The organism is Bradyrhizobium tropiciagri (assembly GCF_001189845.1).
Taxonomy (GTDB): Bacteria; Pseudomonadota; Alphaproteobacteria; order Rhizobiales; family Xanthobacteraceae; genus Bradyrhizobium; species Bradyrhizobium tropiciagri.
Window position 1 is genome coordinate 119,280 of the sequence record NZ_LFLZ01000014.1, and the last position, 21,535, is coordinate 140,814.

A 21,535-nucleotide genomic window follows, 5' to 3' on the forward strand; every position below is an offset into this window, starting at 1 on the left:
ACGGAAAGTCCCCCGCCGCGCGATCGTGGATCCTTCGTCCGGCGGGGCGGTGATGGAGCATCTCAAGGCTGACGCGATGCGCCATCATGAACCGGCAGCTTTGCGTGGTCAGCGGCTTGTTGTCCCTGACAAGGGCAGGTCATGGTCGAGGTGAGACTCGGCGCATCCGCAATGCCTGCGTGGCAGATCGCCTTCGCTCCACCTCGTAGCTGGACGTTAGACATATTGTACCAATTTAAGGTAATCGTCTGTGAGAACAGGGGAACGGATGGAGCAGGCCGCGTCTTGAAGAAAATTGGCCAGCGTCTGACTGGCGCGACTGCGGCGCTCGACACTTAGCCGTGTCGGCGCGCGAGCACGCACAGCAGCTAGTTCGGTGCTGACCAAATCGGCCGCTGCTGTGGCGCAGTCCGCTGCAGTGAAAGTACCAGCAGTCATGACAGCTTGTGCTAATCCCAATGTGGTGAGCCAACCTGCATAGATTAGCACGGCACCGTCTGTCTCATCGAGGCCGCGGAGCTCCTCAACGGCGTCCGCATGGACTGACGCCGCACGCAGAGAGGCAAAAAGAGCGGCTATTTCGTCGCGTGTGGCTCGGGAAAGAAGACAGCGGCCAAGATGGGATAAGAGCGTCTCCGTCGGACCTTCGAAGATCCGGAGAATACGAGCGTCACGATAGATTTTAGCTAAGGGCGTTCCTTCGTCGTACCCTCGGCCACCCAACAGTTGGACACATTGATCGGCGACCAGACCGCACCATTCGGACGACAATACCTTCGTTGCCGACGCAAGGTGGATATTGGGAGAGCCCTGCGCTGAGACGAGTTGGCAGGATGCCGCAAGCATCGCCTTCACGACTTCGCGGCGAAGTACCATCTGCCCAAACAGCTGCTCGATATAGCTGTTCTCGATCATGCGCAGTTTACCTAGGCGACGATAATTTGCATATGAAGCCGCGACCTGGATCGCGCGCTCAAGGGCGCCAAGGCCCATCGCAGCCACACCTATTCGGCCGCGGTTCATACTGGATGCCGCTGCGCCCCAACCGTCTTGGTCGCGAGAAAGCACGTAAGCACGTGGCACCTCGACATCCTGGAACTCGAGAGTATTCTGTATAATTCCACGCAAACCGAGGGTGCGATGCTCGTGCGTGACTTTAAGGCCGGGAGCCTGCCTATCAACCAGTACACCAACGAGGCGACCTTTGGCATCATGACCGGAAGCTCGCGCAAAACAAACGATCCACCGGGCCCAGTCAGCGAGGCCAATCCAAATTTTACGGCCGCAGATGCGAACCTTATCTTCATGCATGAAAGCCGAAGCTTCTATGTGCCTCGGGGCAGAACCTGCTCCAGGCTCCGTCAAAGCGAAAGCGCAAAGATCGCCGCGTGTTGCACCCCGTATGACCTGCTCTTGGTTGGGGAGATGCGGTGCCGCTTCGATACAGGGCAAGGCCAGGAAGTTATGGATGACGAGGGTAGAGGCAGCGGAGACATCGAAAGATGCAGCGGCAGAGATGAGCTCGATGGCCTTTTGCAAGGAAAGAGCCAATCCGCCGCGATCTGCCGGTATGGTGAGCCCGAACAGTCCATGCCTTGCCAGCATGCTATGGAGGGTCGGAGGGAATGCTCGACGATCATCCGCGTCTGCGAAATTCAACTGACTGAGGTCATCGATCAGACTGGAGTATAAGCTGAAAGCACGAACTCCAGCTGAACGTTCCGGCGCCTCCTCGAAAAGGGCGCAAACTTGAGGGGACATAGCCATGCGACCAGAATGAATGGCCTTGCGCTTTATGCCAATTATCCCTGCGGCTGGCCCGAATACACATTGGTATAGCTCGCTCGCCTGCGCTCCAATTTGGGCGGGGACGCTCGTCAACGGGACGCCCGCGTAATTGCCGACCGGGGCGCGTCCGCCGATTCTGAGGACCCCTGCGCTCCGCATTAGAAGGTGACGCATGACGTTATCGTTTTTCCGGATGAGTGAACGATGTGCAGCGGGCTCGTGGCACATGTCTCTCAGTAGAGTCTGCGAACCGGAAGAGCGTTGATCAAACTGACTATGCTGGCTACGGAAAATCACTGGCCCGGCTGTTTTCCACTCTCAGCGCACTCCCACGTGGCGACCTGGACCATCCCGCCGACTGGCGCCGGCGATTCTCGCGCCGAGCTTTACGAAGTCCGGCCCGATCGATATCGCGGAACGATTATGAACAAAGAGGCAGCGCCGAGCTCGCGATACAGGCGGTTCCCAGCGTTCAGAAGCGAGTCAACCGGCGCTCTGGTGGAATAAAATATTGGCGCCTATCCAGTTCAGGCAAGGGGGCTACGTTTCCTACGATCACTTCTCACTTGGGAAAGGTGGCCGAGATTCACGTATGCTAATTACCCAGTTTGACCCGCTCTTCATTATCAAGCCGCCCGTCTCTTATCCCCGAGTCAGGCAAAAATGGCGGCCCCAGTACCGGCCCTTGGCCCCCCCCCAGAGGTGCTGGGGCCGTTTCCAGCCGTCGTCAAAAGGTTGGTCGGCAAGCTGCTTGAAGACCCCGAAGCCTTCCTCTCGCTCACGACTTGCAGGTTTACTGCCGCAGCATGGTGAGCAATTTGAAGACCGACGTGGAAATTGAACTCCCTCGATGTCCGTGCACGGGATTCTCTCGGCGACGTGGTTAGTTGACGCTCGCCGCTGCGTCGCCGTGAGACGACGGGTCAAGCGTGACCCATTCGCGGAGCCAAGCGGGCTCATGTGACTTTCTCGTGACTGTGTCGTCAAAGTCACCAAACTGCTTGAGCGTCGGCCTATGTTCGTCGGGAGCGAGGATTTCCATGTACGATATCTACGTGAACGAACGGAACGACCTTCTCGTCGTTCCTCGGGGCGATTCCATTCCGCTCCATTCCAACAAGAAGTGGCGGAAGAAACGCACCGTGCGGTCGGTCAGCGAGCAAATTCGCGAAGACATCCGGACGCACGGCTACCATCGGCGAAATGTTACCGCCAAGCCGCGTGTTCGGCGAGGTTGCGATTCCTCTCAGCCACACGCTGAAAACGCTAGCTGACAAGGTGGCTTGATCTGCAAAATATGAGTTTATCCGCATCTTAGGTGCAAACGGTCATAGGTTTCATTTGCGAACCTCGGCTCTAGTGGAGAGTAGACGAAGGCGCCGCGTGGTCGAGAGCAGAGCTGTTCGCCGTTACCAGCAATGCTCGCCCGGCGCGGTCCTCAATGCGTTTACGTTCCAGCAGTTCGATTTCGACGCAAGCGAGATTCGGAAGTGTTGCCGCCCTTTGGTGTGCAGCAGGCCAACGGAACAACTTCATGTCTGGAAAGGATGCAATCGATCCTTTGATGCACTTGGCTCGTCCCGGCCTGCTCTGAGATCGAGAGTCGTTACCGCTAGGTCGGCATAGAACGAGCCTTGCATACTCCACGTTTCGAGCTGTTGCCAAATTTTCGATTGGTGGAGCGCCGGACGCTGACCATTGCTCGTCGCCTGGCGCTCGCCCACGTTGCTCATCCGCTGCATGGTCTCTTGCCCGCATCTCGTGAAATCAGACTTGCCGCGGTGCGCCGATGGGCCCGGCGCCGGCGAGACCGAGCTGTGTCTCCGGGCCGCCGATGAGCGAAATTGGCAGGTACCGCAGTTATAGATGTGACTCTCAACAGGGATTCACACCTGTTATTTTCGGAATCCGGATTCGTTCAGATCATACCTGGATGGGCAGGTAATTTTCATTTCGTATTTTTTCAGCCCAAAGTACGGCCGCTGATTTCCGCGACCAGCGCTTAGGCAACATCAATCTGGCCTCAGCGGAATTTCCTCGCTGGGGTCCTTTCTTTCGTGAAACAGATGCATCAGATTGGCGGTCTTGCGGCTGCGTTCAGTGCTTGGCCGGCTCTGTGGACTTTGGCCGTTGCTTGTCCAGCCTGGACAACTCGCCGCGCGAACGGCCCGCCTCTTGAGCAAGTTTTTGCTTCGTTGGAGTCCCGCGATGCCTGATCGAACACTCAACACCATCAATTACAATGCTGTTACGTCGCTGTAGGATCGATATGTCGATACAAGGAAGATGCGCCGCGGAATTGAGAGATCCGTCCGTCCTCTTGAACGCACTTCAAACCGACCCGATGGCGACGAGATGTCAGACCGAGGCCAGGAACGGTATCTGGCGCTTCAGACTGCGCATCAGAATTGGAATGTAGGCGGAGGGAGAAAGCCTAGCTTGGCACCGGGTATACGTCTGCTCAGATAAGATTCTTCGGAAGCTCGAATGAACAGAGGTGTCTTCGTCGGGCCGAATGGCCCGCAAGCCACAAGCTTGGCTCCTTTTTTATCTGCCGAGGCGCGGAGGACACGTCAGACAAAACGGCTCGGTCGGGCCAACCGCTGCTGACATGGACATGGATAACCGGCTCTCGATGCCGCCTGCCGATCAAGCTCAAATGGTGTCTAGATGGTTCGCCCGAAGCTGAAAAACCCTGGCATTGCTGCCAGGGCTCCGCATGTGTCGACCTCTTTGAGAGGCGCAGTCAGAAATCCATACCGCCCATGCCGGCGCCGGGAGGAATTGCGGGACCCGCCGCGGCCTTCTTCGGCAGTTCGGCGACCATCGCTTCTGTGGTGATCAGCAGAGCTGCCACGGAGGATGCGTTCTGGACCGCGATGCGCACGACCTTTGTCGGGTCGATGATGCCCTTGGTGACGAGATTGCTGTACTCGCCCGTCTGGGCATCGAAGCCGAAAGAATATCGCTCGTTCTCGAGGACTTTGCCGACCACGATCGAGCCGTCTTCGCCAGCGTTGATCGCGATCTGGCGGGCCGGCCAGGACAGCGCCTTGCGCACGATCTCGACGCCGGTCTTCTGGTCGTCGTTCTTGGTGCGCAGGCCCTTGAGCTGCTCGGAGGCACGGAGCAGGGCGACGCCGCCGCCCGGCAGGACACCTTCCTCGACAGCCGCACGGGTCGCATGCATCGCGTCATCAACGCGATCCTTACGCTCCTTCACCTCGACCTCGGTCGAGCCGCCGACGCGGATCACCGCGACGCCGCCCGCGAGCTTGGCGAGACGCTCCTGCAGCTTCTCACGGTCGTAGTCCGAGGTGGTCTCCTCGATCTGCGCCTTGATCTGGGCAACGCGAGCGTCGATGTCGGCCTTCTTGCCGGCGCCGTTGACGATCGTGGTGTTTTCCTTGTCGATCATCACCTTCTTGGCGCGACCGAGCATCTGCAGCGTGACGTTCTCGAGCTTGATGCCGAGGTCTTCCGAGATGGCCTGGCCGCCGGTCAGGATCGCGATGTCCTGCAGCATGGCCTTGCGACGATCGCCGAAGCCCGGAGCCTTGACGGCCGCTACCTTCAGGCCGCCACGCAGGCGGTTGACGACGAGGGTGGCGAGCGCTTCGCCTTCGACGTCTTCAGCGACGATGACCAGCGGCTTGCCGGTCTGCACCACGGCCTCGAGCAGCGGCAGCAACTCGTTCAGCGAGGAGAGCTTCTTCTCGTTGATGAGGATGTAGGCGTCGTCCATCTCAACGCGCATCTTGTCGGCGTTGGTGACGAAGTAGGGCGAGATGTAGCCGCGGTCGAACTGCATGCCCTCGACGACGTCGAGTTCGGTCTCGAGCGACTTGGCTTCCTCGACCGTGATCACGCCCTCGTTGCCAACCTTCTTCATGGCGTCGGCGAGGAACTTGCCGATCTCGGCATCGCCGTTGGCCGAAATGGTGCCGACCTGGGCGATCTCCTCGTTCGAGGTGACCTTCTTCGAGTTCTTCTGGAGGTCGGCCACGACGGCTTCGACCGCGAGGTCGATACCGCGCTTCAGGTCCATCGGGTTCATGCCGGCGGCGACCGACTTGGCGCCTTCGCGCACGATTGCGGCTGCAAGCACGGTGGCGGTGGTGGTGCCGTCGCCAGCCGCGTCAGCAGCCTTGGAGGCGACTTCGCGCACCATCTGGGCGCCCATGTTCTCGAACTTCTCCTCCAGCTCGACTTCCTTGGCGACGGCGACGCCGTCCTTGGTGATGCGCGGAGCGCCGAACGACTTCTCGAGCACCACGTTGCGGCCCTTCGGGCCGAGCGTAACCTGTACCGCGTTGGCGAGGATGTCCACACCACGCAGCATGCGGTCGCGCGCGTCTACTCCGAATTTGACTTCCTTGGCTGACATAAACAATTCCTTCGGTTGATTCTCTCATCCTTCGGTGCGCCTGGCAGACGCCCGCCGGGGTGAGGTGTGCGCGTAGCCGGGTCAGGCGGCCTTCTTCTTGGAAAACACATCGGTGAGAACGCCCATGATGTCGCTTTCCTTCATGATCAGCAGGTCTTCGCCGTCGATCTTGACCTCGGTGCCCGACCACTTGCCGAACAGAACGCGGTCGCCGACCTGGACGTCGATCGGAATCAGCTTGCCGGTCTCGTCGCGGCCGCCCTGGCCAACGGCGATGACTTCTCCTTGCGAGGGCTTTTCCTTGGCTGTGTCCGGAATGATGATGCCGCCAGCGGTCTTCTCTTCGGCGTCGATGCGCTTGACCACGACGCGGTCGTGAAGCGGACGGAAATTCATACGGGCCTCCTGAGCGTTTGAACGAGTTGGCGTTTCGCCACATTGCAACAGTATCGTTGATAGCAAGAGCCAGGCCAACGAGGAGGAGCGCCTTTTGCCTGCAGTTCTGCTGAAGCGCGCGCCTGGACTGCGCGTGTTAGGTCGGAAGCAGACGCCATCATGTCTAGAGACAGTCAAGCTGTTGCGAACATGACATTGCGTTTCGTCAACACCACCATATTCCCCCTATACCCTTATCTTGCGGTCTCGGGTGCACACCGCGGGTCCTGCGAAGTGAGGGGTAGCGGAACGTAGCGTGACCAGCGGTCGACGGCCCGAATTGGCGTAGCCTTCCGGAACCGAGCCGATTCGTCGGGGGCGACCAATTGGCTCTGGGGCCCGACGACCTGGGAGGCCGCGTGCCCCGTCGGATTGGCCGTGATCGATGCCCCTTGGGAGTTCGGGCCGCACCAATGCTGTTTTCTCCGAGCGCCCGTACAGGGATCGGCGAACGTTGCGGTGAGTTCTGCGACCATCATTCAGCGGCGGTCAGCCTGACCTGGGGCACCTCAGCAACGCTCGGCGTGATCGCGCTCCTTCAGGCCAAACAGCCTAAAAGTTGTGAGCCGAAGGATCGTGAGTGTGCGAATCTGGAACGCCGATTGTCAGATGGCAGGGCGACATTGGCTGGGCTGCAACTGCGATCGAGGGTGATTGGTCTTCGTTGCGCAGAAGCGGTCATTCTGTCCTCGACCGCTCCATCGAGAGCCGCCGACGGGTAATGCGCCGGCACGACGATGTTTAGACGTAGATGATCTTTAATCTAGAGGGCGAGGCACCGCACACCGGCATAGCTATCCGATTCTTGTGCACGTCTCCCGATCTACGTTCGCCCGGCTGTGGCCCTAAGACAATCGCTACGGCTCCCGCCGCGACAGACGCCCCTTTAGTATCACAGTCCAGATGGCCTTGGATAAAGGGGGACGGGCATATGAATTATATACGTTGATATGCATTGTGCGGGGGCGTCTGGCATGTGATTGCGGCTTCGAGCAGGAAATTTCAACTATTGGGGAAAGACCGGTGTCTTCTGTGGAAATACATCAGCACATAGTTTCCCTTCTTCAGAAGTCGGATCCGGTGATCTTGGATATCGGATGCAACGACGGGACCGACACACAACACTTTCTCAACCTGTGCCCGCACGCGCAGCTCTACTGCTTCGAGCCTGACCCCAGAGCGATCGCGCGCTTCAAGAAGAAGCTGGGTCCATCTCTCCACAAGGTGAAGTTGCTTGAAATCGCGATCAGCGATCGAAACGGACTGATCGAATTCCATCCAAGCAATGCAGATGGTGATGCGAAGGAATGGGACCTTTCCGGCTCGATACGCCGCCCGAAAAATCATCTGACTGAGTATGATTGGGTTCGTTTCGACCGTCCCGTCCCGGTTCAAACGCGGCGGCTTGACGATTGGTGCAACGAAGCCGGGCTGAACAGGGTCGATTTCATCTGGATGGATGTCCAGGGAGCCGAAGCCGACGTCATCGCCGGCGGCATGCAGACCGTCAGCAACACGCGCTTCATCTACACGGAATACAGCGACCGCGAGCTCTACGAAGGGCAGCTGTCCCTCCAGGCCATTCTTGGCCTGTTGCCGTCGTTCGAAGTGGCGGCGCATTATCCGCGCGACGTGGAAGGCGATGTATTGCTTAGAAATACGCGCTTCTAGCGGCTACTTGAATACGACGCTCATTCGTAGCTGGAAGACTGATTTGCGCAATTTATGCCGCCCAAAGCTGCAAAACCAGTAATCAATAGGGCGAACAAACATTAGCTGGTCGGACAGGCTGGCGAGCGTCATTTTTGTTCGCGGCTGTTTGGTGAGAGTGTGACAATCACCGGCTTAGCGAGCCCGCACCACCAGCGAGTTTGCGGTCAGTCGCCCGAGCCGTTTCAGATGCTTGAATCAGCACTACCAGCCGGCGCTCCAAGCGTTTAAGCGTCTGAACGGCTGCTGTATGTTCTGGGCCTCTTGGAAGCTGGTGCACTCGTTCGAACAAATGCCAAAGCAATTGCATGAGTTCGCGTAGCTCCTTGAGTTGGCCGGATTTCGTCACGCACTAGGCGCCGCTATTGTGTTTCATGCCGTGAGTTGATGCTCACGCCGTCCCTAGCCTCTTCCCTCTTCGAATGGGTCTGCATCTGGGGACAACTTGGTAGTAGCAGGCGTCATTGAAGCTCCCTTTATCCATGCGAGCATAGCTGTTGCAGCCGATCATCCCGCGGGGTCTCCTCGGTCGTTCCGGGACGAATTAATCTCACGGCCAGGGCTTGGCAAGGACTGTGCCATCGCCAGCCCCGTTCAAAAAGGCATGTGAGGATGCTGCTTGCCTTTTGGTCAGTTCGAAAGTCGCGGCAGCGGACGAGCACGACTGATGAAATGAGCGTGCGCCGCCACTTCAGCGAGATAGTCATCCACCGCGGTTCGCGCGAGGGAGCTGCCGGGGTGACGGAAGTGCACGGAAATTCCGTCCTGCCAGCGACTGATCCACAGGTATGTCTCGCAAGCATCAGAACTGCGACTGATCAGAAATCGTGTCCGCCACTGTGGCCACAGGTCTGACCCGGGCACAGTGCGATTGTCCATATAAGAGACCATGAAACGGTCGCGCAGCGCGGTGCCGAGCAACTCCATCGCTTTTGGAAATGGCACCTGAGCGGTTTTCTTGGCTCGCTTGAGCTCGAGCCGCGCGGCGTGCAGGAGTTCCGGCAACGTGCCGGTCAGGCGGAAACGCACCGGGCTCATCCCGACATACCATCCAACCGAGCGCATCGAGCGCAGATCGTACCGCGTGTGAAAGGGGGCAACGGCGAGGAATTCTTGTTGGTCTGCCAGTGTCTTTCCGGCGAGCCCCAGACAGGCGAATAATCCCGTCGTAGCGTTTCCGCCCTGGGACCTGCAGCCGCGATCGAACTCAGATGCTTGTGCCGCATCGAGCAGCCACATTCGTCCTGTGCGTTGTAAGGTCTCCTCCGGCGCACCGAGTGGTAGCGGAAAATCCGGCAATTGACCGCCGTTTGCGGCGATCAGTTCGCGCCAGTGAGCTATAGCAGGATGATCATCGGTCAAATCGCCCAGTCGCTCTCGTTCGGATTCAGCGTGGTCCAGATAGCTGCTCACCGGTGCCAGCTCGGGCGCCACTCCGAGGATTGCGGCTGTGTACAGCTCGCGGATTTCGTATGGCACCAAAGCGATGGAGTAGGCATCGCTGACGGAGTGGTCGCAGGCCAAGAGGAGGCTTGTCGATGTCGGCCGGGTGATCGTCACGAAGACATATGCCGGCCAGGACACCGGCCTGGTCTCTGCGTCAAACAGCTCTTCCAGCAATTGAGCTATTTCATCGGGATCGGCGCAGTCACCCACCACGGCTTTTTCAAGCACTGCCGCGCCTGGACCAATCGTGACACGACGAATTGCCGATCCATCCTTGACCAACCGGCTGCGTAGCGCCTCGTGCCGGTCGACCCAGCCAAGGATCGATTTGGTCAGCGCAGCGTTGTTGAACTCGCCCGGCAAGTCGAAGGCGGTGCCGAGCCAGCCGGGCCGGCCATCGTGCGCAAAGCGAAGGTGGTCTTCCTGAACATGGGACGGACGGCGCAGGTCGGGCCGCCAGCTGACCGGGTCCGGAACGCTGACCCGCCACACCATCAGCCGACCCGCCTGCCGATCAGTATCGCAAAATTGCTTGATGTCCATGAAGGGCCGTCGCGATGGTTACAGGTGCAAGCTGTGCATGCGGCGCAGCGGCGAGCGCCAGATCCAGAGTATCGAGGCAGTGCCAAGCACACTGCTCGCCAGCAACATGGTGCGCAGGCTCGTTGCAGCAGCGGCCGCGCCGCCGACCAGTGCGCCCAACGAGCCCAGCCCCCACACGACGCTGCGGATGCTCGCATTGACCCGTCCTTGCAGGTGCTGCGGGACCAACGCATATCGAATTGGAACTTGCTGCACGTGGTAGAGTCCCTGGCCGATCCACAGAATGAATTGGGAGAGCGCCACGCATGCCACTGCTGCCCACCAGGGCCCGGTGAGCAGGCCTGCAAGGCTCATGCCTGCCGCGCTCACCGCCAAACCGGTCATTAATACGGGACCAAGCCCAATTGTCCGGCCGGCCCACGGTGAGCCCGCCGCGCCCACCACACCGCCGAGAGCGCCGATACCGAGCACCATGCCGACGATTTGGCTGTCGAACTCGAGATGCCTGGTCAGATGCAGGAGAAAAGCCGCAGAATACGCGTTGTGCCAAAAGATGAATGTGCCGGTGGCCAGGGTAACGGCCCTTAAAACTGGATCGCCGAACACACTCGCCAACCCTTCTGCCATTTGGACGAGCACAGTGCTCGAGGGGGCCGCCGAGCATGAGGCGGCACGCATCGGCACCAGCGAGAGCAACGCGGCGGCAAGCAGAAATGAGACGGAGTCGGCCAGGATTGCGGTTGGAGCGGAGAAGGCGTTGATGAGCCAGCCGGCCAGGAACGGACCTGCGGCCATCGCGGTCGCTTGGCTGAACTCCAATGAGCTCTGCGCCCGAACCAGCTGAGATCGATCCAGGACTGTGGGTATGCACGCCAGATAAGCCACGTCGGCGATCACCGCGGCTACCCCAACCAGCACGGTTGTCACGTACAGCTGAACCATTCCCAGATGTCCAAGGCTGGCGCACAACGGAATGGTGGCAAGCGTTACCGCCATCATCACATTGGCCGTCAGAAGGATTTGTCGGTGCGGGAGACGGTCGACGATGACCCCGGCGAACAGGCTCACGAAAAGGCACGGTGTCCGACCGCAGGCCAGCAAGAGCCCCGCCTGCGCCGGTCCGGCATCCAGCAGGGTAATTGCAGTCAGCGGCAGCGCCAGCATGGTTACGTTGGAGCCCAGCAAGGAAATGGTCTGGCCGACGAGCAGCGCAAGGTAGCTGCTTGGCAGCCGGTGAGGCGCATCAGATCGGCGCCGGCGGCTCACGCGTCGCCAGACGGCGTTGAGGCGGACAGATAGCCTAGTCGGGCCAGTTCACTTCCGGCGATCTCCTCGAACTCCGAAATCTGAGCTGGCGTCAAATCCTGGACGTGGCGACCGATCCGCCCCTGATGCAGCGGCTTTCCCGCAGCCTCGGCTGCCGGATGGTCGTGCGGTTGTTCGAACAACGCGTGTTCGTATTCAGCGTGACGCAGCACGGCCTCGTCCCAAGGCAAGCCGAGGTGATCCAAAATCGCCGCCAGAGTAGTGCGTGGACTGCTGACGAGGTCCTCGTAACGCACCTCGAGGTAACGGCCAGGCGGCGCGATTCTGTGCGGCCGGGACACCACTTCAAACCAACCCTGCGCGGCATCGGCAATTGTTAGGTATCCCCAGTCAGGAACTGTCCTCAGATGAGAGGCGGCAACGTCGCGGCCGTCCCGCACGATATGCACGAAATGTGCACGCGGCCACAGGCGGGCGAAGTCGTCGACCCGGGTGATCTTCCGCTGCAGTTTCAATCCCCAGCGTTGCGCTCCGCTGTGCGTCCGGCGCAACTCGCCGATCTCGTTAATGAGGTGGCATCGGTCGGCGAACGAAACAATGTCATTGCCGGTGACGACCATGACCTTGCTGACAAGTTCGCGCACGTCATCGAAGTCGAGACCGAAGCGGCGGCACTGCACCACAAAATGCGTCCCATCATACCAGAACGGATCGATTGTGTTCTTGCTTGCGCCCATGAGCCGTGAATCGGCCGAAAGCAGATCGATGGCACCAAGAATGTGCGGCCCGAGGTTGGGCGGTTCGAGGAAGTCGATCTCTGGCCCGGCTACCAGATCCAGATGCGAGTCGAGCACGATACTCAGCAGGGTGGTGCCCGACCGGTTGTCACCGCCGAGCAGCACCGGCGATGTAGAAAATGGATCCGGCTGCGACATGGCCCTGCTCTCTGTTCGACATGCGTGCTTGTCAGTGGACGGGCGCATTGAACCAGCGCCGAACCGCTCCCGGGGTGGCAACGAAATGATCTCTGGCGAACCGTACTGCAGCTGCGACCGGATCCGGGTCGCGAGCCGGGTTCTCCATGCGGGACAGCGCTGCCGGAAGGGCCTCTCCAGCTGCTTCGACGGCGGCCTGCACATCGGTGTCGGACACTGCCGCCGATGGCATGAAACGCCCGCCATACTGCATCAGGAAGCCCCGACCCCACATTTCCTGGAAGAAGGCATGGCCAAGCTCGGCGTCAGCAAATACGACGTCGAACATGGTGGGCCAGGCAAACGCCCATGCCGCGACCTGCTGTTTTGTGAAGACGCCGTTGAGCCCCTTGATCAATTGCTCGCCGACCTCGCGCATCCGGGCCAGCGCGGTCCCGTCGCGCAGGGCGTGCAGGGTGCTCAATGCAGCGGCGAACGGGGTGACTTCGCGCTGGTAGGTGTTTCCCATGTATGTCTTTTCGGCCGCGGCGAGTACGTCCGCCCGGCCCGCGACTGCCGACAGCGCCATTCCGTTCGCCAGTCCCTTGCTCAGTGTAATCAAATCGGGCGTGAGGCCGACCGCCATGTGGTACCCGCCAAGGGCGTAGCGGAATCCGGTCATCACCTCGTCAAGGACAAGCAGGGCGCCGTGCCGATGCACCAGCCTCTGCAGTTCCTGATGATATTCTGGCGGGAAGAAGTTGACCTCCGGGGTGATGATCACCGCGGCGACGCGCTGGACACTTGCCAGTTGATCGAGCAAGTCGAGGTTGTAGCGGAAGTCCACGCTGTCGCGGTCCCGATTGGGCAGCCCCATCTCGGGGCGGTCCTGCAACTGCCAGTCATGCCAGCCGTGATATCCGCTGGTCAGTACATGGTTGATGCCCGTGAACGCGCGGGCAAGGCGCACGGCTGCGGTGGTAGCGCAAGATCCGGTGCGGAAAAACATTGAGCGTTCCGCGACGGGGAAGATCTCCGCCAGCCGTTCGGCCAATTCGACCCGGTGCGCGGACAGCGGTCCGGGCAGAATCCCGCCGGTGCGGCGCATCTCAGCGGCTGCGTGCGCCACGACCGGCTCGTATCCGGCCCCAAGCGGTGCGGCACCGCTACAGGAAGTGAAATCGACGTATTGCTTTCCATTGATGTCCCATGCATGCGCGCCTGACGCGCGCGTCATCACGATCGGAAAACGCCTGTTGAGATCCCACTTCTGCGAAGCGGTGACGCGCAGGGCGCGTCGCAGTGCCGATCCTTGCCCGTCGGTCGCGGTCACGGCGGCAGTAGGCGTGCTGATCGACAAAACCCGTCTCCGTTGCGCTCGTTACGTCAGCTGCGTGACTATTCTTCGAGCGATCCGCAGCGCGTTCGCCTGAATGGTGAAGGTCGGGTTGACGCCTCCGGCATAGGGGAAGAAGCCGCCATCCGCGACATAGAGATTGTCGATGTCATGCACGCGGCCCCAGCGGTCAACCACCGATTGTGTCGGATCGATTCCCGCCCGACAGCCGCCATGCAGGTGGCCGCTGCCGAACTGATAGTTCGAATCTTGATAATCGATCTGTTTTACCCCAGCTTCGGCCAGCAAGTTCGACGCGTGTCGGGACAAGTAGCCTAGTCGGCGCTTGTCGAGGGGATGGGTCCGGTAATCGAGAATGATCTTGGGCAAACCCAGCCCGTCCCGGCTGGTGGCCAGCCGGACCGCATTGTTGCGCATGGGCTGATCGGCCGCCAAAAAATGCAGCCGTAGCCTTATCTCGCCGGAATCCGTGCGTTCGGGCTGACTTGCTTCGTAGATCATTCCGCCGAGCCCCGAAGGCGCCTCGTCGTCCAGGTAGTGATCGGACACCGCGACAGTGGAGAAGGGGTGGCCGGACTGGGGCGTGGTCGGCGGATTCAACGTGGTCCTACCGGTCACGTAGCCGCTGATCTTAAACGAGATGCCACTGCCTACCATGCCAGACGCGTTGCCGATGCCGTTGGGCGCTGCCTGTTGCGCCGACCGTAGAAGCAGGGCGGCAGACTGCACCGCGTTGCCCGCGAGTACAACGCAGCGGGCGCGGACCCGAGCGCGTTGTCGGTTGAGAGTGTCTACCCATTCCACCGCATCGGCGCGACTGACGTTGCCGAGCTCGATGCGGACGGCCTTGCTGCCAAGCGCAATCGTCAGCGCGCCCGGCGGCAGGGCGATACCCCTGAACGGCGAGCGTGCGTCGGCCCTCGCGCCGCTCGGGCACAGATGTTCGTTGCATGGTCCCTCGCAGCGACAGGCTGGCCGGCCGCGATATGGGATCGAGTTGATTGCCAATGGAGTGGGGAACGGCAGCCGGCCCAGGCGTGCCCCGGCATCGGCGATCAACTGGCCCTGCACACTGTATTTGTGCGGTGGCAGAACGGGGGGATCGCTCGGAGGCTCGAGCGGGTCCGCTCCAGCCAGGCGGGCCACTCCCACGCGCCGTTCCAGCTCATCATAGAATGGGCGTAGTTCGGTGTAGTCGATCGGCCAGCTCGGGTCGAGCGCGTCCCTGGCCACATGCGCACGTGCGTCAAAATCGATGGCGCGACAGCGGAAGGCTATTCCGGCATATAGAGTCATTCCTCCGCCGAGCGCGCAGACGGTCCACGGACGCCCGAACGGCGTCAACGTCCCTGCCGCAGACTGCACCAGGGCGCTATCCATGCCATTTTGGACGCTCGCCAGCGAAGCGCCGGGAGGAAGTGCTCGACCTTCCTCGAGAAGGAGCACGCGCAATCCGCGTTGCGCGATCTCGTGAGCGACCGTCGAGCCGCTGGCGCCACTCCCGATTACGCATACATCAACAATATCGGCCGTCATTATCCCATCTTCTGGCAACAAATATCGCCGATGCACAATCGCGCCGTATTCATTAGAAAGAAGGTGCCATCAAACAAGTCTCATCGCGAGTGCTGAACGCGCGGCCGATCCATGCGATCGCCCCGGACTATGCGGTTCGGCTTCGCTCGTTTGCCAAGGACCATCGCCGCAAGGACCATCGCCGCAAGATCGTACAATATGACGCCGCGTGCGATTCAAGCCCTTCGAGGCGGCAAATGCATGAGCAAGCGACTTTTCCGGAATGCAATTTTTGATAGATCTAAGAGCTCTCAAAGCAAATTGACCCACCCGTGCTCCTGTTGTGGGAACCAAACATATATTTTCGTGATCGAGAAGGCGCTCGCAAGTTCAGCTTCGAGACGCCATGCGGGGAGCTTTTAAGGCCGCACACGCTGGAATGCGTCAATCGGTCACTGCTCTCATATATCATTGTGCGAATTGTACCCGGTTTGATCGCGAGAGGCTCAGCCGGTCCGATGGACCACCAGCAATTCAATTTCTTTTACAACTCTCCGCAAGCATCAGCCGCTGGGTAGAGCGATTCAAGCTGTGCCCTTCATAGACGACAAAAAAAGGCCCGGCCTGATCGATGGCCGGGCGTGAGTCAGTCTGGGGAGCGAGGCTGCTAAGCGTCGCGCCAACTTCCGTCGACAGAGGGAGGACTGTCGGCGGCATTTGCGGCAAAACTTTCACCGCAAATTCAAATTGCGAAAGGATCAATGTCGGACAGACCTGGCGTCGATTTTTCCTCCTTTGCGTAATCTCATGGACAATGATGATTGGAACAGTGGCATTGCTCTTTGCTGTACACACCCCGACCGCATCGGCGTCATCATCTCATCACGGCAGCAACAGTAAGTCCCGTCGGGCATCCTCGTTAGCTGCTCTGAGATGGTACAACGTGACGCCGCGTGCGGTTCAAGCTCTTTGAGCTGACCCGCATGCAATTCAAGCTGATGGGCTTTCACAAGCAGCTAAGTGGTCCGAGGAGGGCAGACGTACGCGTTGCATTCGCTTTTTTGATAGTCGTGGACCACGCCGCCATCGAGGCGCGTTGCGCGTCATGTTTTCCATGTGATCTCATGCCTGTTGGCCTTTACAGAATCTGACGTGTTCTCTGATTGGCGGCCGACAATCTTCAGCGCACCATTTGAGCGTCTTGTTAGCCAGCCGAATGATACGGTCGGCGTCGCGGGGCGCAGCTCATTTAGCGCGCATCACAGAAGGCCCAGAGCTGTGCTGGCAACAGGGAAATAGCTCTGTGGCCCGCAAGCTCCTCGGCGATTGACGATGCAGATTTCCTGAAGCTTGCTGGCGTTCCGCGAAATCCGATCGGCGACACCTGTTCGTTCGGCGGGATCGCGGCGGGGCGCCGGCCGGGTGGGCGAATTGCCCTGGATTTTGTCCACGAGCAGTGCATTCGCTTTAAAGCCAATTGCAACTGGCGCTTGGTCTTGCCGGTCGAATGGCGAGCACCGCCTGAGATGTCTAGACAAAGCTGCGCAGGCAGCAACGGCCGAAAGCAATTCAGCGCATCAGATGGGCGGGACGGAATTCTGCAAGCAATTCGAGCGCCGATCTCGCTGAAGAAGATCAACAGCATGTCCGTTCCATTCAATGAGCTTCCTGCGCCGAAGCTCCTGGATTGTCCGATTCGCGTGTACCGTCGAAAGGCCGCATGCATCGGCGATGTCTTGCTGTGTGAATGGAACATGGAAGCGACCATTGTTCAGAAGCCCGACGAGCTCAAGCCGCGCGGCGATCTCGCAAAGAAGATGAGCAAGCCGGGGCAGCGCTTCCCGGGAGCCAAGATTTTCGATCCATTCGCGATAGATCGCCGTGTGAATCAACGTCTCCCGCCAAAACGCATGGGCGAGCGCGGCGGACTTCGCGAGGAGATCCCTGAGGTAGGAGTGGGGTACAAGGGCAATGATGCTCGTGCCGATGCTGCGGAGATCGCGATCCATTTCCGGAAAGTGAAGGGTGTGCAGGTCGGGGATGTCCCCAGGTATATAGAAGGACGTTATCTGGGTTCGATCCGATGCCACTCTTTCGCGAGACAGAAAGCCGCCCATCACGACTGCACAGCTCACAGGCCGATCCCCCTGGCGCGCCAGGCACTCGCCAGGAGCAAACCGTTTGATGGTGTGAGGCATGCTTTCGAGCTTAGCTTGGTCTTGCTCGGACAAGCCCGTGACGCTCCGCAGACGCGCAATGAGCATTTGGTGCGGCAAGCAACCCCCGTTCTATCGCCGGGGTACGCCGATATCGACACCTATCCCCACCAGCCATGGCCGCGGCCATTCTGCACGGTTCCCCTTGATGTTCAACGTTTCTCCTACTCTCCTATTCGAGCTTTGCGCGATCTCGAGGGGAGACGCCGGATAGCCCACAAACGTACCGGACGATGACGTTCTGGCTATCCCTGAAAGCTCGACGATAAACCACTTACTTCTGGAGAACGACGAAACATGGCGCGCGATCGCGTGGACCGCCGAGCTGCGGTACCCTCCAACCGGCGTCAAGGCTCACGAGCGTGCAGCGAACGTCGGCTCGACACTGACGCCTTCCGCACCGTACCTTGGCGGCAGCCAAGAAAAGCAATTCCGGAGCCGGGGCGGCTCATCTGGCTGCGCAAGAATGCATCTAGTTTGCGGTCGATCATGAGTGAGGGCGGACGCCGTCGAACGGGCGGCGGGATCTGAAGCCCCTGAAACACGATCGGCAGACCTTCTCAGCAGGAACGGCGATCGCCTCGTCAGCCTGCGATAGGTTTCGGGGGGCGGTGCGCTCTGTCGTCAACGTGACGTGCAAATCAGGCTGGCAATAGAAATCCGAAGTGATTATTCGTTCCGGCTCCAAGAGGACAAAGCTCGACCTCCTGGCGCGTCATGCCAGCGAGTTTATGTAAGTACGAAACGGACCGATCTGTAGCGCGGATAACACATTGATCGGCTCGGTGAGACAGTTGGATCGCTGCGTACAGTGTTTCGTGGCGTCGAAAGGCCGATGTGCCCGTACAATTACGAGGCGATAGGATGTGCTTGAATTGTCGTTCGCGGTTATTTGGTCGGATAGAGGGTCAAATGAATCATGCGGTTGGGAGCCGCCATGAATTGTCGACTACGACAGATGAAGAGCGGGAATTGGTGCGCTGCAGAGAGGAGATAGCACGTCTCAAATTGCTGGTCGTGCAGCTTTCTGAACTTGTCTTGCGCAATGTCACGCAGAATGCAGAGGGCCAAAAGTCGCAATCCGGCTGACGCGTTCGGCCGTATACCGAATGGTCAATCCGCAGATGATGGACGTTAGACAATAGCCATTATGATCCGCAGCGCGGCGGCCCCCGGGGGAGGGGAGCGGCCCCGCCCTTGTTCTTCATGGGGCGGGGCCGCATAATTTCCGGTCGAGCCGCTTCATGGATCGATAGACATGAGTGCGTATCGCGCGGAAAAATGTGGGTCTGCAGGCTCTCGATCAGCCGTTTCATCTTGTCGATCGCTCGCTCATAGACCTGCGCTATGCAGGTCTAACAAGCTCCATTGCCTCCAACCCGGTGGAGGCGTTGAACCTGGAGAGCGCGCCGTGCGTCGATCGGGTAAAGGTCAACGATCAGCGTTTTGCAGGCGGTGCTGGCTTTATGCCGATGGTGATTTACGGATACCAAGCTGCTCCACAGCGAGCTTTGATATCTGGATCGCCAACCCCCTTGCGCCGGTCTCGATAACCTTCTTTGCGACGATTTCGGCGATAGGGTCGTCACGATCAACCAAGCAAAGCGCATGCAGTGTCCGTGCATAGGCCAAGCTCAGACATTCAATTTCGTTCGGCCGTAGCTTACTGCCCTGGAGCAATCGATCAATCGGCATTGATCATCGCTCCAGGAGACACGCCAGCTTTGATGCGTCGGCCTAAGATGCGTCAAAACGCGCTCGGGTTGGTCTCGCTATAGCCGCCCTTGTCGTCCCACCTGTAAACGACATAGTCGATCTGCTTGATGTCACCCTTGGCATCGTATTCCAGCTTGCCGATCACCGTGTCCCAAGAGCCCGCCTTGATCACGTCCATCACCTTCCTCGGATCCGTTGTGCCGACTTTGATTGCGGCCTGGGTCCAGACCTGCACTGCAGCGTAGGTGTAGAGGGTGTACCCTTCGGGATCGACATTCCTGGCTTTGAACTTACTGACGATGGCAGCCGCCGCCGGCTTGTTGCGTGGGTCTGGCCCGAAAGTGAAAAGCGTGCCCGCTCCAGCTACGCCGGTGACCGAGGCAAATTCCTTGTCAGCCAGGGCATCACCCGACATTAGTACGGTCTTCAGGCCCTGATCACGCATCTGGCGCAGGATGAGACCTGCTTCCTGGTGATAGCCGCCGACATAGACGAGATCGATATTGTCTCGCTTCAGGCGCGAGACAATCGCATTGAAATCCTTGTCGCCCTTGTTATAGGACTCGTAAATCTTCTCGATGACGCCTGCCTTGTTGAGGGCCCTCTTCGTCTCGTCGGCAAGCCCCCTGCCATAGGTGGTCTTGTCGTTGAGAATGCCGATGTTCTTGCCCTTGAAATGCTTGGCGATATAATCGGCAGCGACCTGGCCCTGCTGGTCGTCGCGGCCGCAGACGCGCGCCACGTTCCATAGCTTGCGCTCGGTGAACAGGGGGTTGGTCGAGGCGGGCGTGATCTGCAGTACGTTGCCGTCCGCGTAGGCTTCCGAAGCCGGGATCGACGACGAAGAGCAAAAGTGCCCGGCAACGAATGGAATCTTGGCGGCAGCGATCTTCTCCGCGACCGATCGCGCCTGCTTGGGATCGCAGGCATCGTCCTCGATGTCGAGGGCGAGCCTCTTGCCGAGTACGCCGCCGGACGCGTTGATCTGCTCCACCGCCATCTCCGCGCCGTTCTTCATTTGCCGCCCGAAGGCGGACTCGCCCCCAGTTATCGGTCCGGCGACGGCGATGGTGATGTCCTCTGCCAATGCCTCGGTGGACAGCGCAATAAGTGCTCCAAGCGCAAAGCCAATCAGCTTGAGTGATGTCATGGATGGTCCTCACAAGGTAAATGCAGCGGCGAGTAAGTCGAGCAAAGCAAAGCGAACCCGGCGACGGCCAGCGCCTAAAAAGCAGCCGGACATAAAGTCATGGTCGCGCATCGAACCCCTTCGAGTGCACTGCCATGATGGAGCGACAGCCCACCTTGAGCCGGTGGAGAAACAGTTCCGTCTCGCCGAACCATATAAAGGTTCGAGGAACTATCGGCAGGCAGCTCATCGCCCGAAAGCAGTACAAGGACATTTTCCGATGCGGTTCCAGCAGAGTGATAGGCCGGGGCGCGTGCGCAAGGGTAGAGCTAGATCAACGAGCAACGTTAACGTACAAATCGTCCCGTCTCATTCTCGCAACGCGTTGTCCATTTCATATTGCCCGCCGCTCGTTCAACGCACGGGCTGCCTTGGACGAACACTAGCGGAATCATGCAGCCAGGAAAGTGATAGCTCGGTCCGCAACGTACAGAGCCCGCCGCGTCAGCAATGCGTATGCGAGAGGCGGGCTGTCCGGAGGGGGAGGGATGAGGCGATCCTTCACACCGTCCCCCGTATGAAAACAATCAACATGTGTCACCGATATCGATGGAGGCGGACATAAGCCAGCGCAGAGCTGTTTTCGCTGTCCTAGCTGCTGGCACGAGGGCATCGCGATGCTCTCGGCGTTAGCCGAGCCGCGACTAGGTCAGAATCCTTGTCGGTCCTTAGAGGTCGTCGAACCCTGGATACTTGATAGCGAGGCCAGCCTTCATAAGGCGACAAGGCAACCGGCGCCCGTTTCAAATGAAAGCAAAGACGAGCAGGCTTGAGCAGAGGAGTGCGAAGCTGGTTGCGGTCAGCGCGAGAAGACCACCGGAGACAAGGTCATGATTGCGCATGAATCACCCTCGATTGAACCTATAAGGAGGCACAGAGAAGCAGTTCGCCAAGGTGAATTCTTGGCGATTCTTGTTGCATTGTTCCTGCTTTCGCTGCGTGATGGTGCATATTTGCAGCGTTGTTGCGCCGTAACTCGTTGAAGCGCGGCGTAACAAGAGCGGATGGAGTTCGAAGCCTGTCAGAAGTGCATCAGTGCTCGAGTGACGCGGC

At 59.5% G+C, this 21,535-nt stretch carries 13 protein-coding genes; 1 reads left to right on the forward strand and 12 read right to left on the reverse strand.

From position 1 onward, the window contains the following. Positions 1 to 216: 216 nt before the first annotated feature. The 3 genes from AKN84_RS45335 to groES all read right to left on the reverse strand — a co-directional run bounded on the left by AKN84_RS45335 (position 217) and on the right by groES (position 6,571). Positions 217 to 2,016 carry an acyl-CoA dehydrogenase family protein gene (locus AKN84_RS45335; RefSeq protein ID WP_128970793.1) on the reverse strand — a complete coding sequence of 600 codons (1,800 nt, stop codon included), beginning with the start codon at positions 2,014 to 2,016 and terminating at the stop codon, positions 217 to 219. Positions 2,017 to 4,534: 2,518 nt separating this feature from the next. Next, entirely contained in the window at positions 4,535 to 6,175 is a 1,641-nt protein-coding gene (gene groL / locus AKN84_RS14410) for a chaperonin GroEL (RefSeq protein ID WP_050421351.1), read from the reverse strand. 81 nt (positions 6,176 to 6,256) lie between these two features. Continuing rightward, complete coding sequence (gene groES, locus AKN84_RS14415; protein WP_050421352.1) at positions 6,257 to 6,571, reverse strand: co-chaperone GroES; 315 nt, start codon at positions 6,569 to 6,571, stop codon at positions 6,257 to 6,259. A gap of 1,062 nt (positions 6,572 to 7,633) precedes the next feature. Between groES and AKN84_RS14420 the strand changes: the two genes are divergently transcribed. Then, positions 7,634 to 8,281, forward strand: coding sequence for an FkbM family methyltransferase (locus AKN84_RS14420; protein ID WP_050421353.1), 648 nt, complete (start codon positions 7,634 to 7,636; stop codon positions 8,279 to 8,281). A 669-nt stretch (positions 8,282 to 8,950) separates the two neighbouring features. Here the strand turns inward: AKN84_RS14420 and AKN84_RS14425 are convergent. From AKN84_RS14425 to AKN84_RS14475, 9 genes are all read right to left on the reverse strand, one after another. After that, the gene (locus tag AKN84_RS14425; RefSeq protein ID WP_050421354.1) at positions 8,951 to 10,309 is read right to left on the reverse strand and encodes a condensation domain-containing protein; all 1,359 of its coding nucleotides are present in this window, start codon (positions 10,307 to 10,309) and stop codon (positions 8,951 to 8,953) included. Between the two features lie 18 nt (positions 10,310 to 10,327). Beyond that, positions 10,328 to 11,575, reverse strand: coding sequence for an MFS transporter (locus AKN84_RS14430; RefSeq protein ID WP_283805518.1), 1,248 nt, complete (start codon positions 11,573 to 11,575; stop codon positions 10,328 to 10,330). Next, the gene (locus AKN84_RS14435; protein ID WP_050421356.1) at positions 11,572 to 12,510 is read right to left on the reverse strand and encodes a sulfotransferase family protein; all 939 of its coding nucleotides are present in this window, start codon (positions 12,508 to 12,510) and stop codon (positions 11,572 to 11,574) included. The genes AKN84_RS14430 and AKN84_RS14435 overlap by 4 nt, the downstream gene beginning before the upstream one ends. 31 nt (positions 12,511 to 12,541) lie before the next feature. Continuing rightward, positions 12,542 to 13,849, reverse strand: a complete 1,308-nt coding sequence (locus AKN84_RS14440) for an aminotransferase class III-fold pyridoxal phosphate-dependent enzyme (protein WP_128970795.1) — start codon at positions 13,847 to 13,849, stop codon at positions 12,542 to 12,544. Positions 13,850 to 13,870: 21 nt separating this feature from the next. Next, complete coding sequence (locus AKN84_RS14445) at positions 13,871 to 15,382, reverse strand: FAD-dependent oxidoreductase (RefSeq protein ID WP_050421358.1); 1,512 nt, start codon at positions 15,380 to 15,382, stop codon at positions 13,871 to 13,873. Positions 15,383 to 16,610: 1,228 nt separating this feature from the next. Further along, a complete protein-coding gene (locus tag AKN84_RS48985; RefSeq protein WP_162240876.1) occupies positions 16,611 to 17,006 on the reverse strand; it encodes a hypothetical protein in 396 nt (131 codons plus the stop codon). Then, entirely contained in the window at positions 16,939 to 17,625 is a 687-nt protein-coding gene (locus AKN84_RS50365) for a Crp/Fnr family transcriptional regulator (protein ID WP_347337331.1), read from the reverse strand. Before AKN84_RS50365 ends, AKN84_RS48985 begins: the two co-directional genes overlap by 68 nt. A gap of 1,416 nt (positions 17,626 to 19,041) precedes the next feature. Next, positions 19,042 to 19,272: a hypothetical protein gene (locus tag AKN84_RS14470; RefSeq protein ID WP_050421362.1), complete on the reverse strand. Its 231-nt coding sequence runs from the start codon at positions 19,270 to 19,272 to the stop codon at positions 19,042 to 19,044. A 52-nt stretch (positions 19,273 to 19,324) separates the two neighbouring features. Next, positions 19,325 to 20,443 (reverse strand): branched-chain amino acid ABC transporter substrate-binding protein, encoded by a 1,119-nt coding sequence (locus tag AKN84_RS14475; protein WP_050421363.1) that lies wholly within the window; start codon positions 20,441 to 20,443, stop codon positions 19,325 to 19,327. Positions 20,444 to 21,535: the final 1,092 nt, after the last annotated feature.